Here is a 16,366-nt window from a genome sequence, read left to right on the forward strand (position 1 = left end):
GCGCCTATCACGAGGCGAACGGAATAAGGGGCTTCATCATGGCCAATCACCTCTACAAACGCGACCTGCCGGACGGGCTGGACCTGGGGCCGGTCGTGGCCATCGACTGCGAAACCATGGGTCTGAACCCGCATCGCGACCGCCTGTGTGTCGTGCAGATGTCCGGCGGCGACGGCAACGCACATATGGTGCAGGTCGAAAAGGGCCAGAGCACGGCCCCGAATCTGGAGCGTATGCTGACCGACCCGAACGTGCTGAAGATCTTTCACTTCGGCCGCTTCGACATTGCTGCCCTGCTGAACGCTTTCGGCGTGGTTACTGCGCCGGTCTATTGCACCAAGATCGCTTCGAAACTGGTGCGCACCTACACTGATCGCCACGGGCTCAAGAACCTGCTGGACCACCTGCTGAAAGTGGATATCTCCAAGCAGCAGCAAATGAGCGACTGGGGCGCCGAAAAACTGACCGAGGCGCAGCTGGACTATGCCGCCTCGGATGTTCTGTACCTGCACCGTCTGCGTGAAAAGCTGGATGTGCTTCTGGAACGCGAGGGCCGGACCGAAATCGCGCAGAGCTGTTTCAATTTCCTGCCGGCACGCGCGCAGCTGGATCTTGCCGGTTGGCCGGAGCAGGACATTTTCGCGCATTGATCCGCCGATAGGGGGGCCATACGGGCCAACCCATTGGAAACGCTGTGCGGGATGCTACATATCCTGCGAAAGGCAGGGCGATGGCCACATATGACAATACGTACTCGCGCGTGGTCGCGTGGTTGAAGGTGCTGCTGCCGGTCATCGCGCTGGTTCTGCTGTCGACCATGTTCCTGATCTCGCGCACCATCGACCCGAGCCGGGCGATCCCCTTTGCCAATGTGGATGTCGAAGGGCTGGTGCGCGATCAACGTATCTCGGCACCGGCCTTTTCCGGTGTGACACAGGATGGCGCGGCAGTGTCGATCAAGGCCGAAACCGCCCGGCCCCTGCCCGATGGTGCAGATGGGCTCAGTGCCGAAGTCCTGACAGCGCGGATCGAGACTCCGGATGGCGCACAGGTGGATATCAAGGCGGCAAATGCGCTGGTCGATGGTGGCGCAAGCCTTTTGACCATGTCTGGCGGCGTGGTTGTGACCACATCTACCGAGTACCGGATCGACACGAAGGGCCTGACATCGAAACTCGACCGGACCGAGCTGGAAAGCGACGGGGCCGTGCGTGCCACCGGGCCGCTGGGAACCCTGGATGCCGGGCAGGCGCGCATCGCACCCGCAGAAGCGGACGCTTCGACCTATCTTCTGGTTTTCAAGGACGGGGTGAAACTGGTATATGTGCCGAAAGGTCCGGGAGATCGGTGATTTGAAACGTCTTCTTGCAATTGTGATGTCCGCAACGCTGGCCCTGTCTGCGTTTACCCCGGCTCTCGCCCAAGGGGCGCAGATCGCCTTCGGCGGGCTCAAGCATGACAGCTCCCTTCCCATTGAAATCACTGCGGAACAATTGACCATAGATCAGTCGGACGGTTCCGCCGTATTTACCGGCGACGTGCTAATCGGGCAGGGGGAAATGCGTCTGTCCGCCGCAAAGGTACGGGTGGAATACGTGACCGGCGAAGGCTCCACCGGCGAGATCTCTAGGCTGCATGCCACCGGCGGTGTCACCCTGGTCAATGGCGCCGAGGCGGCCGAGGCGGTCGACGCCGTCTACACCGTGACCAGCGCCCAGGTCGTGATGACCGGCAGCGTGATCCTGACCCAGGGCCAGAATGCGCTGTCAGGGGACCGGCTGACCGTCGATCTGACCGCGGGTACCGGCCAGATGGACGGGCGCGTGAAGACGATCCTGCAGCCCGGAGGGGAGTGATGGCGGGCCACCCCGAACTCAGCGTCGCCGATGGAGACGCGGGACTGCGCGTGATCGGGCTGCGCAAGAGTTACCGCAAGAAGCCGGTGATCCTCGATTTCTCGATGGAACTGAACCGCGGGGAGGTCGTGGCGCTGCTGGGCCCGAACGGATCGGGCAAGACCACGACCTTCTATTCCATCGCCGGGCTGGTGACACCCGAGGCGGGGCAGGTGATCATCGACGGGCGTGACGTGACCCTTCTGCCGATGTACCGCCGTGCCAAATACGGCATCGGCTACCTGCCGCAGGAAATGAGCGTGTTTCGCGGGCTGAATGTCGAGGACAACATCCTTGCCATCCTCGAAGTGGCCGAGCGGGACCGCCACAAGCGCCGCGAACGGCTCGAAGAACTGTTGAGCGAGTTTTCCATCGGCCACCTGCGCCGCGCCCCTGCCCTGGCCCTGTCGGGCGGTGAACGCCGCCGGGTGGAAATCGCTCGCTGTCTGGCTGCAGACCCGAAATACCTGCTTCTGGACGAACCCTTTGCCGGTGTCGATCCGATTGCCGTGGGCGAAATCCGCACCCTGGTCCACGACCTCAAGGATCGTGGTATCGGCGTCCTGATCACCGACCACAACGTGCGCGAAACACTCGAAATCGTGGACCGCGCCTACATCCTTCATGACGGGCGGGTTCTGATGAGCGGCACCACCGACGAAGTTGTGCGCGACGAGAATGTGCGCCGGGTCTACCTGGGCCAGAATTTCAAGATTTCCTGAGGGTCCGGTCATTGACATTCCCCCCCGACTCGTCGCCAAATACAGGTAATGCATGAACAAGCCTTTCCCCGTTCGTGCCATGGCCAAAGGGCCATGCACCAGGCGCTCCCGAAGGCTTCGGGACGGTCTGGAAACTCAATCAGAAAACGGATAGGAACCCCCGTGGCCCATGATGGGCCGGCGGGTAACGTGACCTGCTAACCCAAGAGGAGACAGGATGCAGTATCAAATCAGCGGCAAACAGATCGAGATAGGTCAAGCGCTTCAAACCCACGTGAAAAACGAGCTGGGTGACGTGGTGGCGAAATACGCCGAACGTCCGACTGACGCGCAGGTGATCTTCTCGAAAAATGCCCATGAATTCGTGTGCGAGACCGTCGTGCACCTGTCCACCGGCCTGACCGCCCAGGCCAAGGCCCATTCGACCGAAATCTACGCCGCCTTCGACGATTGTACCGAAAAAATGGAGAAACAGCTCCGCCGTTACAAGCGCCGGTTGAAGGACCACCACAAGGATCGTGTCGACCCGGTTGAAGTCTTTGGCGGAGCCTCGTATATCCTCGCAGCAGAAGAAGGTCATGACGAGGCCGTGGACGCCACGCTGAACCCGATGATCATCGCCGAGATGGAAACCCGTATTCCGTCGCTGTCGGTTGGTGAAGCGGTGATGCAGATGGAACTGGCCCACGCTCCCGTTCTGGTCTTCCGCAACGAAAAAACGGAAGGCGTGAACGTCGTGTACCGCCGCGAAGACGGCAATATCGGCTGGATCGACCCGAAGGACGCGTAAGCGCCAGAGGCCACGGGCCGCAAGGACATCGAGATGGAACTTTCGGACATTCTTCGGCCCGAGGCCGTGAAAGTCATGGGCACGGTCACGTCGAAAAAGCGCCTGTTTCAGGAGCTGGGCGATATGGTGGCCACCAGCCATGGCATTGACGGCGCTACAGCTTTTTCCGCCTTGCAGGAACGCGAGAACCTCGGGCCCACCGGCGTGGGCCACGGGGTGGCTCTGCCCCATGCTCGCATCGTGGGCATCACCGAAGTGATTGGTGCCTTCATCCGTGTGGAGAAGCCTTTCGATTTCGACGCGGTGGACAAACAGCCGGTCGACCTGATCTTCGCCCTGTTCGCGCCCGAGGGGTCAGGGGTCGAACATCTGAAGGCGCTGGCGCTGGTCTCGCGCACCATGCGTGACAGCGCCGTCTGCGCCAAGCTGCGTGCCAATGGGGACGCGACCACGCTACACGCTCTGCTAACCGAATCACAAAACACCAAAGCCGCCTGACTCAGGCAGGCGGACCCCCGCAGGTTCAGGGCCGGTTTCTTCGAAAAAAGCCGGGACCGCCATTCGCGATCAGCCCCAGGGACCGAAACCGAACATCATGTAGTCGCGCTGATAGGCTCCGCGCACCGCGGTTTCGATTTCCGTGTCATAGATATCGGCCAGGGCATGGGGGCGGTCCGGCTCGGCCACGGGCAAGGTGGGCATGTCCAACCCCACCTCGGCCGCCAGGTTCCTGAGCCCTGCTTCGAGCTGGTCCTCGCGCAGCACGTGGTCTGGCAGCATGAACTGGCCAAATCCCTGCATCACCGCCGATTGCGTGGCCCAGGAGGCATCGACGCGGATACCGCTTTGCCCGGTCTGACTCTTTTTCACGAAATCAATGAAGGTCAGAAAGGCGGCGCGGTGGGCGTGGCGGTCCCAATCGTCACCCGGCAGGTGTTCGGGCAAGGGCACGTCGTAATTCTCCCGCAGGGCGGATTTGATCTCCCAGAAGGTTTCGGGCCCATCCTGGAGAAAGTGTTTGCAGAAGGCGGCGTGCAACCGTGCGACCGGATGGCGCAACACGGTAAAGGTGCGATGGCCTTTGTGCTGGCGCTTCCATTGGCGCAGGGTTTTCTGGGTAAAGCCGGCCGTGGTTTCTCCGAACCCCTGCATCCATCCCCTTACCCGATCCTCCGGCCCGCCCTTGATCGGCAAGAAGATCAGAGGCGTGTCGCCGGCATGCACATAGGTTGGCACAGCCGGCGGGCGGGCGGGTTCGAAATTCGGCACCCGGCCCAGATCCCAAAGATCCACCTTGGCGACGACCTCAACCAGGTCGTCGTAGTTCCTGACCTTGTCCTTGAGCGGCTCCGGGTTCTGCTTTTTGAACTTGCCGGCGAACTCCGTCAGCTCACCCTCAACCCCCAGGAAACACCCCAGCCCGTTCAGAAACTCCAGATCCTGGGTTTCCTCATAGTCGATATAAAACGCCGTCTGGCCGGTTCTCTGCAGCGCATGTTTGATTTTCAGCTGAAACGCCTTGAAGCGGTAGAACAGCTTCTCGAACTCCTCAGGCTCGATCCGCGCCTTGATCTTGCGCGCGTCCTTGACGTCATTGAGCTGCCACTGGTCGGTTTCCCAGGCAATCTTGCGGCTGACATAGGCCTCCACGTGGTTGCGGGTCAGGATCACCTTTGCACAGCGCGGGTCATTGATCGCCGCTTCGAACACCCGCGGATCATGGTCGGAAAAGAAACGGAACCCCGGCATGCCCGGCGCATGTTCGACCATACGCTGTACCAGCAACATGGGATCGGCATCGCGCATCTTGACGGAAACGCCGAACAGTTCCTTCTGCTTGGGAGAGACCATGAAATAGGGATTGAATGCCTCGCCATAGCATTTGATCCCGTCGAACTGATCCAGATTGGACTCCAGGAAATTCGATCCCGTGCGCATCTCCGCAAAGATGATGAAGTAGTCGTATTTGCGGGTCATGGTCTATTTCACCAAATAGGGTTTGCGCGCCTTGCGCGGATTGTTCACCGGGTCGGCACCGGCGGGGAAATCACCCATCAGATGCGGCTGCATGCCCTGGTTCTTGAGGTTTTGCAGGAACTGGCCAAAGCCCTCCAGGTTAACCATCTTCGGCGCCTCGGCCAGACGGTGCGGGCTGCGCACGCCGATCTCATCGATGATGGTCTGCAGGGGCTCCATCGGATTGTCCACGAAGTCGGCCATGGTCCAGATCCGCACCCGTGCCTTCGAATAGAAGCTGCGCAGAACATCGATATGTTCCGCTTCGATTTTCTGCAGCCGGGCCGCTTCGCGCCGGATATCCGAGAAGTTGCGGTTCGAATTGAACAAAGGCACCGCCCAGGCGCCCGATATCACGCTGATCTGCGCATTCGGGTCCTTGGCAATGAACCAATTGAGCGCCTGGTTGTCCCGCGGACCGAACTGGAAACACTGCCGTTCGCCCCGGGTGTTCCAGATCAGCGAGGTTAGAAAGGCGCGCGGGTTGTAATCGCGCACCGCCGCGCTGTCCGTCAGCGCCCCCGAGAACACCGTCTGGTTGCTGGCGAACTGAACCTGATCGGGTGCAAAGAGATGCCCGTGCACCCGCGCGCCAACCATGCGGTTGAGCCAGAGGTCAAAATCCTCGAACAGTTCGGAAAACCCCTCGAACACCGAATACTGTGCGCAGGTTGTACCGTTTTCCCAGCCTTCGTTCGGAAAACGGCTTTGCATCAGCAACCCGGGACGGCCCTTGGTGCGCCGCTCCACCGCCTTCGAGAAGATCCGGTCGATCTTGCCGGGGTTGGGTTCAGCCCCGCTCATCAGCTTGGCCGCATCCGACAGAAATCCGTCGTAGAGCTTGTTGGCATGGGGCCAGATCTTGCGCGCGACGAAACAGTCCGACCGGCGCAGAAGCTGCAGATGATCGTCGTAGAAAATATGCGGCTTGCCCTGGAAATCGAATTTCGACAGGGTCAGCGAACGGCTTTCAATATTGGTGGAATAGAGCCGGACCAGGGTCTGATAATAGCTTTCATCCGGGATCCAGACCCGTTTGAAATAGCGGTCATAGGTCTGACGCTCGGGATCTTCCAGGATCGCCGACAGGGTCTGGCGGGTCAGGCACCACCACTGGCTGCCCAGGTGCGGGACGATCCCGTCCGGTATCTTGCGTTTGAAGCGGATCCGGCGCTGAATACTCACATAGCGGTCGAACAACCATCGCTGGCGCTTCCAGGAGAAGGGAAAGCGGAGGGTAAAGCGTTCGGCGTCCAGCCCGCCAACGGTCCAGGGCACATCCTCGGTCGTGACGCTTTCGATGAAATTGGTCATCGGCCGTTCGGCGAGATAATCGATCAGATCCTCGACCGGCCTGAGCGGCAGGCACGACCCGGATGCCAGAAAGACATGGCGCACGTCGTCGAAGCTGCGCAGCATGACTTCCGACGCGGTCTGACTGGCGGCGACAAGGGACCAAGTGCCCCATTCGCAGCGGTGGCGACCGCAGAATTTCACGTTGTCCAGATCGGACAGGTCGGACATGAACCTCGAATAAGTCGCCCGCTTTACCCGCTTGTCGACATGGATCACCACCGGGCAGCCGTTCGTCGCCCAATGGCGCGCGACCTGCCCTGCACGATCGAATGCCTCGTGCACCAGCATGATCACCCCGACCGTCACGCCCAGTTCCCCTTGGACATGAGGCCCAGGATTTCAAGCTGGCGCCAGTTGATGTATTTCTCGCTCCACTTGCACCAGAGGTCCGGGTCGTCTTTCAGATGCTGGTGATAGGCGCGGTATTCGTGGCTGCCGGCGTAATGCTGCTTGCGCTCCAGCTCCTCGGTGGCCTTGGCGGTAAAGGTGTCGAGGAACTTGGCGTGCAGAAGACACCCCGACGCCTTTTCGCCCCCCCATTCGTCATAGACCAGGTTCAGCCCGCGCGGCAGCACCATGTGGGTGGAGCTGACAAACGTATAGTTGCGGTCCCATTTCACCAGCGGGATCTTGTTCAGCGCCGGGGCGCGTCCGGGATTGTCATGGAAGAAGGCCCGTGTGCGCGGCCCGCCCTGTATCCACAGATTGCCGAATTTCCTGTTCTTCTCGATCGTGTAGTTGCCGCTGTCAAACCAGCAGGCGATCTCGAACGGATCCTGGCCTTCGCGATAGGGCTGCGCATCCAGCGGACCCTTGGGGTACATGTCCAGGAGCATCGCACCGAAGCTCTTGATGCTGGACGCGTCCAGCCAGTCGGTCAGCGCGCGCAGCGGGCGGGTGTCGCAAAACGGGTAGACAAGGAACTCATCCGGATCGACCACCAGGCACCAGTGGCCATGGGCATATTTGCGTTGCAGCCAGTTCAGCCAGTCAACCCCGAACCGCGCGCGCTTGTAGCTGGCCTCGGTGGTCCAGAGCGAGACATCGGGTTGGTCCAGCAGATACTGCCGCGAGCCGTCGTCGCTGTCGTTGTCCACGATCAAGAAGTGGTTCACCCCCTTGTCGCGATAGTATTTCAGGAAGAACGGCAGGCGGATCCGTTCGTTGCGCAGGGTGGAAAAGACCAGGATGTCGCTGGGCTTGATCGCTTCTGTGCGATCCACCATCTCGACCAATTCGCGACGCTTGCGAAAGGCGCGGATGCGCCATCGCTTGCGTTGCAGCCTCAGCCGATATGACCTCCACGCGCCCAACCGTATCCCTTTTTCGCATTCGGCACCCGCATGGTCCCCCTTCGGCCTATCACGTCACCTTTAAAACAAGGTTGAAATGATCCTGCCAAGTGGGAAGCTCTGCCGCCTCTTGCCTTGCCTCGCTACCAGTCGCCAAACCGGTTATGATTTTCGTCCAAGAATACATGTCGCGCGCATCGGCGTAAATGGCCATGTTTCCAAGGATTTCGCGATAGACGGGCAGGTCGTTTACAACCGCAGGCGTGCCCAGGGCGAGCGCCTCGGCAGGAGGCAGGCCGAAGCCCTCGGCAAAGGAGGGAAACAGCAGCGCCCGGGCATCACGCACCAGGGCGGCAACCTGGCCGTCATCGAGCCCGTTCAGCTCGGTCACGTGGGCGGGCTTTTCGTCCAGCCGCGCAAAGACAGCATCATTGTTCCAGCCCCGGCTGCCGATGATGACAAGCTCAGGCGACACCTCCATGTCCTGCGCCAGCCTGTCCCAGACAGCAAGCAGCAGCGCATGGTTCTTGCGCGGCTCGATCGTGCCCAGGGTGACGAAATAGGGCCGATCGGGAGAGACCGGCGCGGTGGTTGGCCGAGGCGGGGTGATACCAAGGTGCGACACTATGCCATCGGGTACGCGACCCCAGCTGGCAAAATACCGTTCCGCATCCGCCCGGCTTTGTCCACTGTTGTAGATCACAAGGTCCGCCAAGGCCGACACCCGCCGCATGCGGGCGCGGAAATCTTCAACAGTGCCGGGGCGTTGAAAGGCGGGCAGATCGAGCGGGATCACGTCGTGCACCAGAACCGAGGTCCGCGCACCGGCGGCATGAAAGGCCTCGAACACATGGCGCTGAAGGTTGGAATGTCCGACATTCAACCAGGTGGTGGCGGGCGGAAGGTGACGTTTCAGCATGGCCTGAAGCCCGCCGCGCCCGGCCCGAGCCAGAGAAAGGCGGCGCAGGTCGCTTTCCGCTGCGCGCCGGGCGTCGGAAGATCGCAGAAACAACCGCGACAACAGGTCCGGAGCACCCCAGCCCGTGGCGCCGGTCAGGCGATCCCATAGCGCCTGTACCCCCGCGCGCTCCAACAGGACAAAGCCCATGCTGGTGCGCACGAGACCATACAGGGGATCGCTGCGGGTCAGCAGCTCCCGGACATAGGCGGCTTCGACCCGGTCGACTCCCGTCCAGGGGCCACGCCCCACACGCGAGACGAGGCGCGTCAGGTCCAGGCATCTGGCCCGCGCTGGCTCCGCCCCGGGTTCACCGGTCATGCGCAGTTACTCGGCTGCCTTCGTCAGGCTGACCATGTCTTCGAGATACGAGGTGAATTCGTCGCGCAGCTCGGGCCGCGCCATACCGAAGGCGACAGTGGCCCGAAGGAACCCGGCCTTGGAGCCGCAATCGAACCTCTCCCCCCGGAACCGGTAGCCATAGACGTCGCGATCCTGGTTGATTTCTTCGGCAATCGCATCGGTCAGCTGAATTTCCCCACCCGCACCGGATTTCATTCGGTTGAGGCTCTGCAACACTTTCGGTGTCAGGATATAGCGGCCAATCACGGCGAGGTTCGAGGGGGCTTGCTCTGCCGAAGGTTTTTCCACCATGCCCTTCACGGACACCATAGTTCCCAAGTCACCCTTTACGTCCAAAATCCCGTAAGAGCTTGATTTTTCAGAAGGAACCTCCATCGCGGCAACCATGCAGCCGCCGGTGTCCTCATAGGCTTCGACCATTTGCTGCAGGCAAGGTTTTTCTGCCGCGATCACATCGTCGGGCAGGATCACCGCGAAGGGTTCGTTGTTGTTGATCAGGCGGCGCGCGCACCAGACCGCGTGGCCCAGCCCCAGCGCCTTATGCTGGCGGATATAGGCAATCGCACCGCTGTCCATGTTGGTGTCCTTCAACACCTCAAGCAGCTCATTCTTGCCCTTCTTGCGCAGCTCCTGTTCCAGGATCGGAGCGTTGTCGAAGTAATCCTCAAGCGCACCCTTGCCGCGCGAGGTGACGAAAATGAATTCCTTGATCCCGGCCGCGCGTGCTTCGTCGATCGCATATTGGATCAACGGTCGGTCCACCAGCGTCATGATCTCTTTCGGAATGCTCTTGGTCGCCGGAAGGAACCGTGTCCCCAACCCGGCGACGGGAAAGATAGCTTTCGTCACTTTGCGTTTCATGTTTCCCCGTTTTTCTTAATCATCCGCCTGCAAGGCGTCCTGGTTACACTTGGAGTTGCCCGTGACCTTACGGCATTCTGCTTTCGTTTTTCCTAATGCTACTCGGGGGCCCTTGTCACGTCATCGCGGGGCGCTAACATTTTTATCGAATGGCGCAGCCCCGCAACACGTCTCCACTCTTTTGCAACCCGAGCGTGAAACCCGATGATTTGAAATGTTTTTTCACCGCGACCGGCGCGGCCGAACATGCCGCCACGCTGCTCCCAAAACCCGTCGGGGTGGAAGCGGAGGTGATGAAAAAGCGTTGTTGGAGAGAACCGGAAAACAGTGACGGATTTGCCGGCGCGTGCCAGGGTTCGCGCCTTCACCCGCAGGCGGCGGCGCTGGTGAAACCGGCCGGAAACATACACCGGTTCCGGCGCCGGGCCCGGACGGAAGGTCAGGAAGGGTGGCGTCGATCCAACCAACGGCGGCAGAGCTGTGATCGGGTGCGCCAGCCCTTCGACCCAACCCGCGCGCAAAGTCCTCAAAAGGCGGTTCACGTCACGCGGCTCGCAGCTGCCGGCGACCATGTATCCCAGCAGCCGACGCCGCTGACGCGCCTCCAGTTCAGCAAGCCCCCCCCAGGGGTCGCGGTCAGGCGCGTGTTTGCGCAGGAACAGGGCCGAAGAGGCCCCGACCTCATGCAGCGACTTCGGCATGCGATCCGCTCCGCGCCGAACCGACGCGGCATAGCCGTGATGGACCTGTGCCAGAGGCACGATCGCGGTCACATGACCGGACAGGCGCAGGTTCACATCGGTTTCATCCAGATAGAAACGGAAACCCGGGTCAAAACCGCCGATCCTTGCCAGGATTTCGCGGCGAAAGGCGCTGTTGGTGCCTTCCGTCTTGATGCCGTGACCGGGGGTCGCACTGAAAAGCTGCGGCGCGTCGCCGTCCAGCTCCAGCGGAGCGGGCGTGCCCAGCGCATCCACCGTGTTTGCCCGCCATTGAAAACTGATCCCGTTGCGCCCGCGCACATAGCCTCCGGCAGCCACCACGCGGGGGTCATCGAAGGGAGCCGCCAGGTGATCGAGCCAGCTCGGTTCGGGGACACTGTCATCATCGATGAACGCCACGAGTTCGCCGGATGACAGGGTCAGCCCCCGATTGCGCGCCGCGGAGATATTGAGCTCGTCAAACTCGGAAAGCTTTACGGGCAGACCGGTCGCGCGCACGGCGGCGGCACCAGCCGGGTCCGCGACGACGATGACTTCGAAATTCGGGTAGGCGAGCTGAGCAAGGCCGGTCAGGCAGCGTGTCAGCAGGGCCGGGCGCCCATGGCTGACAACGACGACCGAAACCGGGGTATGCGTCACTATTCCACCCCCATTTCCGCCAGCATTGCCTCGATCCGGGGCACGTCTTCGGGGTTGTTGAGTTCCCAGAACTGGCGCTCACGCGCGTCGACTTCGACGCATTGCACCGGGCGGTCGCGCTCCAGGAAGCGGAGCTGTTCAAGCCCTTCGAGGTCTTCCAGCTTGCCCGGCTCCCACAATGGATAGGCGGCCAGGGCGGCAGGACGGTAGGCGTAGACTCCGACATGGTGGAACACCGGTGTCATCTCGTGGTCGGGCCAGCCATGGGTGGTGTAGGGGATGACTTCCTTGGAAAAATAGAGCGCCTTGCCCTCGGCCCCGAAAACCGCCGTGGTGCCACCGACACGGCCCGCCTTGCGGTCTTCCAGGAAGCCCGACAGCGCCCGGCCGTCGCATCGCAGCACCGGGGTTGCGACCTCGGCGGTCGGATGGGCGTCCAGCGCTTCGACCAGGGCCTCGACGAACCAGGGCGGGGTCAGCGGCGCGTCGCCCTGCAGGTTCACCACGATATCGAACCCACCGCCCAGCGCATCCAGCGCCTCGGCGCAGCGTTCGGTGCCGTTCCGGCAAGAGGTGGAGGTCATCACAACCTCCGCCCCGAAGGCCTCGGCCCGGCTGCGGATCCGGGCATCGTCGGTCGCCACCACCACCCGATCCACCCCGCGCACCGCCCGGGCGGCTTCCCAGCTGCGGTGAATGAGCGGTTTGGACACCCCGCTCGCGCCCTTGAGCTCGGCCAGGGCCTTGCCCGGATAGCGCATCGAAGCGTAGCGGGCGGGAATGACGATGAGGGTGGACATCACGCCTCTTTCAGATCGACCCCGGGCGCATAGGCGATGAAGAACGGGTTTTCATAGATCGGCTTGCCATAGGTCAGCGGCGAATGGTCGTCGAAACGCACCACATCCCCGCCTGCGCCCTTCAGCACGGCGTGGCCGGCGGCGGTGTCCCATTCCATGGTGCGGCCGACACGCGGGTAGAGGTCGGCTTCGCCCGTGGCGACCAGGCAGAACTTCAGCGACGAGCCCGCCGATTTGCTGTCCTTGACCTTGTATTTGTTGATGTAATCCTCGGTCGCCTGATCGCGGTGCGACTTGGAGGCCACGATGTAGAGCGCATCATTGTCCGGTGTCGAGACGTGGATTTCCTTGACCCCCCCCATGGCGGCCTTGTCGAAGGGCCCGGCCTCTTCCACCGTGGACCCATCGGCGCGGGTAAAGAACATGCGGCCCTTGGCGGGAGCGTAGACCACACCGCGAATCGGGGTGCCGTCGACCACATAGGCGATGTTCACGGTGAAATCGCCGCGGCGGTGGATGAATTCCTTGGTGCCGTCCAGCGGGTCGACGATCAGGAATTGCGCCGCAGAGGCGCCGTGGCTGTCCGCCTGCTCCTCGGTCACGAGCAGCACGTCGGGAAATTCGGCCCGCAGCCCGGCCGAAATCAGCGCATCCGCTGCTTCGTCGGCGGCCGTGACCGGGCTGTCGTCGGATTTCGACTTCACCTCGAAATCGTCCGAGTTGTAAATGTCCATGATCACGTCGCCTGCTTCCAGGGCCAGGCGGCGCATCACGATTTCAAGTTTCGCAAAATCCATTTCGGGGTTCCTTCGGCGGCGCGTGCGTGTGAGTTGATTACAGAAATCAGCCCCCTTATGCTGTGCGCGTAAGGGAACAGCAAGAATTCCCTGCAAATACTGTCGAGAGCAGGCAAGAGGCGGAGCAATGTTTCAGGCCGACACACGGTATCGCACGACAACGCAAAGCGCGTTGGGCATCCTGGAGGTGATCTTTTTCGCCACCGCGCGCAGCGTGCGTAAAAGCCATCCAAACGCGATCGTCGGGCTGGCGATCAACATGATACAGACCATGACACTGGTCTTCGTCTTCTACATCATGTTCACCTTCCTTGGCCTGCGCGGTGTGGCGGTCCGTGGTGACTTCATGGTCTACATCATGTCCGGGATCTTTCTGTTCATGACCCAGAACAAGGCGATGGGCGCGGTGCTGAGTTCCGAAGGCCCGGCTTCGCCGATGATGCAACACGCGCCGATGTCGACCTTCGTCTCCATCATCTCGAACGCGCTGGGTACGCTTTACATCCAGATCCTGTCGGTCTTGTTGGTGCTGTTCGTCTACAATGCGCTGACCGGGTCGGTCGCGATCGACAATCCTGTCGGCGCCTTTTCCATGTTGCTTCTGGCCTGGTTCGTCGGCGTGTCCGTGGGCCTGTGTTTCCTGGCCTTGAAACCGTGGTTTCCGCAGTTTGTCTCGATCGCGTCGACCATCTACATGCGGGCAAACATGCTGGCATCGGGCAAGATGTTCCTGGCCAATACGCTGCCTTTCTACATCCTGAAAATGTTTGACTGGAATCCGCTGTTTCACGTGATCGACCAGTCGCGCGGCTTTGCCTTCATCAACTACAACCCGCATTATTCCAATACGACCTATCCGCTGATCCTGGCATGCGTGCTGCTGGTGATCGGGTTCATGGGCGAAAGCTATACCCGCAAACATGCGTCAATGTCCTGGGGCGCCCGACGATAACAAGGTTTTGACGGGGCAAGCGTCGGGGCGCCGTGCGCTCACTCCACCACCCGCATGGTGAGATTGATCCGCCCGCCTTCCTTCAGCAGCGACGAAGAGCCGGACCGGATTCGGTCCACCCCGTGATAGGCCAGCCGCGCGTCCCCTCCCAGGACCAGCACATCGCCCGAGTCCAGCCAGACCGACTGTGTCCTGCCGCCACGCTCGACCCCGCCGATGCGGAACAGACCGGCATCCCCCAGCGAGATCGACACGACAGGAAAGGAAAAATCCGCCTCGTCCCGGTCCTGGTGCAGCCCCATGCGCGCGCCTTCACCATAGAAATTGATCAGGCAGCAATCCGGGGCCCGGGTCGTCCCCGAGACAGCGCTCCAGACCTCCAGAACGCTGGCTGGGATCGGTGGCCAGGCCACGCCCGAAGGGTGGCGCCGCTCATAGCGGTAGCCGCGCCGGTCCGAATACCAGCCATAACGCCCGCAGGAGGTCATGCGCACGGACATCGGCCTGCCCCAGCGGGTTTCGGGCGAAAAGAAAGGCGCCGCGGTCACGACTTCGCGCAGGGCCGCAACCATTTCTGTTTGCGCTCCCGCGTCAAGGCGCCCCTTCCATAATTTGGCCCCTCCGATCTCCACATCCGGAGGGCCGAAAACCCCTTGCATCGGTAAAACCCCGAATTTGACTCGCTTTTTTGCCCCGCACCCCCGTTTTGAACGCTTGCAGGGCGCTTTTTGCCTACTTATATACGCCGAGACGCCGGGTTCGGACATTCCGAAACCGGCTTGAAATCTGGGATCAGGCGCCGGTGCTTGCCAAGGCCGGTTCCTTCAACATCGCCAATGAGAGGATTTTGAGCATGGCCAAAGTCATCGGTATCGACCTCGGGACCACCAACTCCTGTGTCGCCATCATGGACGGCTCGCAGCCGCGAGTCATCGAAAACTCGGAAGGGACGCGCACGACCCCCTCCATCGTCGCCTTCAAGGACGACGAACGTCTGGTTGGCCAACCGGCCAAACGCCAGGCCGTCACCAACCCGGACAACACCGTTTTCGCGGTGAAGCGCCTGATCGGCCGCAACATGAAAGACCCGGCTGTCGAGAAAGACAAGAAGCTGGTGCCCTATGCCATCGTCGACGGCGGCAATGGCGACGCCTGGGTCGAAGCGGCGGGTGAGAAATATTCGCCCAGCCAGATTTCGGCCTTCATCCTCGGCAAGATGAAAGAAACCGCCGAAAGCTACCTGGGCGAGGACGTCACCCAGGCCGTCATCACGGTTCCCGCCTATTTCAACGACGCACAGCGTCAGGCCACCAAGGACGCAGGCAAGATCGCCGGCCTGGAGGTTCTGCGCATCATCAACGAACCGACCGCCGCCGCGCTGGCCTACGGTCTGGACAAGCAAGACACCCACACCATCGCCGTCTACGACCTTGGTGGCGGCACCTTCGACGTGACCATCCTGGAAATCGACGAAGGCCTGTTCGAGGTGAAGTCGACCAACGGCGACACCTTCCTGGGTGGCGAAGACTTCGACATGCGCATCGTCCAGTACCTGGTCGATGAATTCAAGAAAGAGAACCAGGTCGACCTGTCCAAGGACAAGATGGCTCTGCAGCGCCTGAAAGAGGCCGCCGAGAAAGCCAAGATCGAACTGTCGAGCTCCTCGCAGACCGAAATCAACCAGCCCTTCATCTCGATGGGTTCGGACGGTGCGCCGCTGCACATGGTCATGAAACTGACCCGCGCCAAGCTGGAAAGCCTGGTCGGCGACCTGATCAAGGCCTCGCTGAAGCCCTGCCAGGCCGCGCTGAAAGACGCCGGTCTGTCCAAGGACGACATCGACGAGGTGGTCCTGGTCGGCGGCATGACCCGCATGCCGAAGGTGATCGCCGAAGTGACCAAGTTCTTTGGCAAGGAGCCGCACAAGGGTGTGAACCCGGACGAGGTCGTCGCCATGGGCGCCGCCATTCAGGCCGGTGTTCTGCAGGGTGACGTGAAGGACGTGGTTCTGCTGGACGTGACCCCGCTGTCGCTGGGCATCGAGACCCTGGGTGGCGTGTTCACCCGCCTGATCGACCGCAACACCACGATCCCGACCAAGAAGAGCCAGATCTTCTCGACCGCCGAAGACAACCAGAACGCCGTGACCCTGCGCGTGTTCCAGGGCGAACGTGAAATGGCCGCGGACAACAAGATCCTGGGT

The 16,366-nt window shown here is 61.5% G+C and carries 17 protein-coding genes; 8 read left to right on the forward strand and 9 right to left on the reverse strand.

Annotated elements, in window-relative coordinates:
* Positions 1 to 38: 38 nt before the first annotated feature.
* The 6 genes from Q1V43_RS06160 (at position 39) to Q1V43_RS06185 (ending at position 3,905) form a co-directional block, all read left to right on the forward strand.
* Positions 39 to 650 carry a ribonuclease D gene (locus tag Q1V43_RS06160; RefSeq protein WP_300515307.1) on the forward strand — a complete coding sequence of 204 codons (612 nt, stop codon included), beginning with the start codon at positions 39 to 41 and terminating at the stop codon, positions 648 to 650.
* 80 nt (positions 651 to 730) lie between these two features.
* A complete protein-coding gene (locus Q1V43_RS06165) occupies positions 731 to 1,351 on the forward strand; it encodes a hypothetical protein (RefSeq protein WP_300515310.1) in 621 nt (206 codons plus the stop codon).
* A 25-nt stretch (positions 1,352 to 1,376) separates the two neighbouring features.
* A complete protein-coding gene (lptA, locus tag Q1V43_RS06170) occupies positions 1,377 to 1,856 on the forward strand; it encodes a lipopolysaccharide transport periplasmic protein LptA (protein ID WP_300515313.1) in 480 nt (159 codons plus the stop codon).
* Entirely contained in the window at positions 1,856 to 2,617 is a 762-nt protein-coding gene (gene lptB / locus Q1V43_RS06175) for an LPS export ABC transporter ATP-binding protein (protein ID WP_300515315.1), read from the forward strand. The genes lptA and lptB overlap by 1 nt, the downstream gene beginning before the upstream one ends.
* Positions 2,618 to 2,834: 217 nt before the next feature.
* Positions 2,835 to 3,407: a ribosome-associated translation inhibitor RaiA gene (raiA, locus tag Q1V43_RS06180; RefSeq protein ID WP_300515317.1), complete on the forward strand. Its 573-nt coding sequence runs from the start codon at positions 2,835 to 2,837 to the stop codon at positions 3,405 to 3,407.
* Positions 3,408 to 3,440: 33 nt separating this feature from the next.
* Entirely contained in the window at positions 3,441 to 3,905 is a 465-nt protein-coding gene (locus Q1V43_RS06185) for a PTS sugar transporter subunit IIA (RefSeq protein ID WP_300515319.1), read from the forward strand.
* A gap of 69 nt (positions 3,906 to 3,974) precedes the next feature.
* Here the strand turns inward: Q1V43_RS06185 and Q1V43_RS06190 are convergent, their stop codons facing one another.
* From Q1V43_RS06190 to cysQ, 8 genes are all read right to left on the reverse strand, one after another.
* Positions 3,975 to 5,384, reverse strand: a complete 1,410-nt coding sequence (locus tag Q1V43_RS06190; RefSeq protein WP_300515321.1) for a sulfotransferase family 2 domain-containing protein — start codon at positions 5,382 to 5,384, stop codon at positions 3,975 to 3,977.
* Between the two features lie 3 nt (positions 5,385 to 5,387).
* The gene (locus Q1V43_RS06195) at positions 5,388 to 7,085 is read right to left on the reverse strand and encodes a beta-1,6-N-acetylglucosaminyltransferase (protein ID WP_300515324.1); all 1,698 of its coding nucleotides are present in this window, start codon (positions 7,083 to 7,085) and stop codon (positions 5,388 to 5,390) included.
* Positions 7,082 to 8,092, reverse strand: a complete 1,011-nt coding sequence (locus Q1V43_RS06200) for a glycosyltransferase family 2 protein (RefSeq protein ID WP_300515327.1) — start codon at positions 8,090 to 8,092, stop codon at positions 7,082 to 7,084. The genes Q1V43_RS06195 and Q1V43_RS06200 overlap by 4 nt, the downstream gene beginning before the upstream one ends.
* Positions 8,093 to 8,141: 49 nt before the next feature.
* A complete protein-coding gene (locus tag Q1V43_RS06205) occupies positions 8,142 to 9,350 on the reverse strand; it encodes a glycosyltransferase family 1 protein (protein WP_300515329.1) in 1,209 nt (402 codons plus the stop codon).
* A 6-nt stretch (positions 9,351 to 9,356) separates the two neighbouring features.
* Positions 9,357 to 10,253, reverse strand: coding sequence for a UTP--glucose-1-phosphate uridylyltransferase GalU (gene galU, locus Q1V43_RS06210; RefSeq protein WP_300515331.1), 897 nt, complete (start codon positions 10,251 to 10,253; stop codon positions 9,357 to 9,359).
* 98 nt (positions 10,254 to 10,351) lie between these two features.
* Complete coding sequence (locus Q1V43_RS06215) at positions 10,352 to 11,614, reverse strand: glycosyltransferase family 2 protein (RefSeq protein WP_300515333.1); 1,263 nt, start codon at positions 11,612 to 11,614, stop codon at positions 10,352 to 10,354.
* Positions 11,614 to 12,414 carry a manno-octulosonate cytidylyltransferase gene (locus tag Q1V43_RS06220; protein WP_300515335.1) on the reverse strand — a complete coding sequence of 267 codons (801 nt, stop codon included), beginning with the start codon at positions 12,412 to 12,414 and terminating at the stop codon, positions 11,614 to 11,616. The genes Q1V43_RS06215 and Q1V43_RS06220 overlap by 1 nt, the downstream gene beginning before the upstream one ends.
* Positions 12,414 to 13,211: a 3'(2'),5'-bisphosphate nucleotidase CysQ gene (gene cysQ / locus Q1V43_RS06225; RefSeq protein ID WP_300515337.1), complete on the reverse strand. Its 798-nt coding sequence runs from the start codon at positions 13,209 to 13,211 to the stop codon at positions 12,414 to 12,416. Before cysQ ends, Q1V43_RS06220 begins: the two co-directional genes overlap by 1 nt.
* 127 nt (positions 13,212 to 13,338) lie before the next feature.
* Between cysQ and Q1V43_RS06230 the strand changes: the two genes are divergently transcribed.
* Complete coding sequence (locus Q1V43_RS06230) at positions 13,339 to 14,163, forward strand: ABC transporter permease (protein WP_300515340.1); 825 nt, start codon at positions 13,339 to 13,341, stop codon at positions 14,161 to 14,163.
* Positions 14,164 to 14,201: 38 nt separating this feature from the next.
* Here Q1V43_RS06230 and Q1V43_RS06235 read toward each other — a convergent pair whose 3' ends face one another.
* Positions 14,202 to 14,822, reverse strand: a complete 621-nt coding sequence (locus Q1V43_RS06235) for an alpha-ketoglutarate-dependent dioxygenase AlkB (protein WP_300515343.1) — start codon at positions 14,820 to 14,822, stop codon at positions 14,202 to 14,204.
* Between the two features lie 194 nt (positions 14,823 to 15,016).
* On the opposite strand from Q1V43_RS06235, the gene dnaK reads away from it, so the two are divergent.
* A partial coding sequence (gene dnaK, locus Q1V43_RS06240) for a molecular chaperone DnaK (RefSeq protein ID WP_300515345.1) occupies positions 15,017 to 16,366 on the forward strand: 1,350 nt, incomplete at its 3' end.

This window comes from Aliiroseovarius sp., assembly GCF_030148435.1.
Classification (GTDB): domain Bacteria; phylum Pseudomonadota; class Alphaproteobacteria; order Rhodobacterales; family Rhodobacteraceae; genus JASBTN01.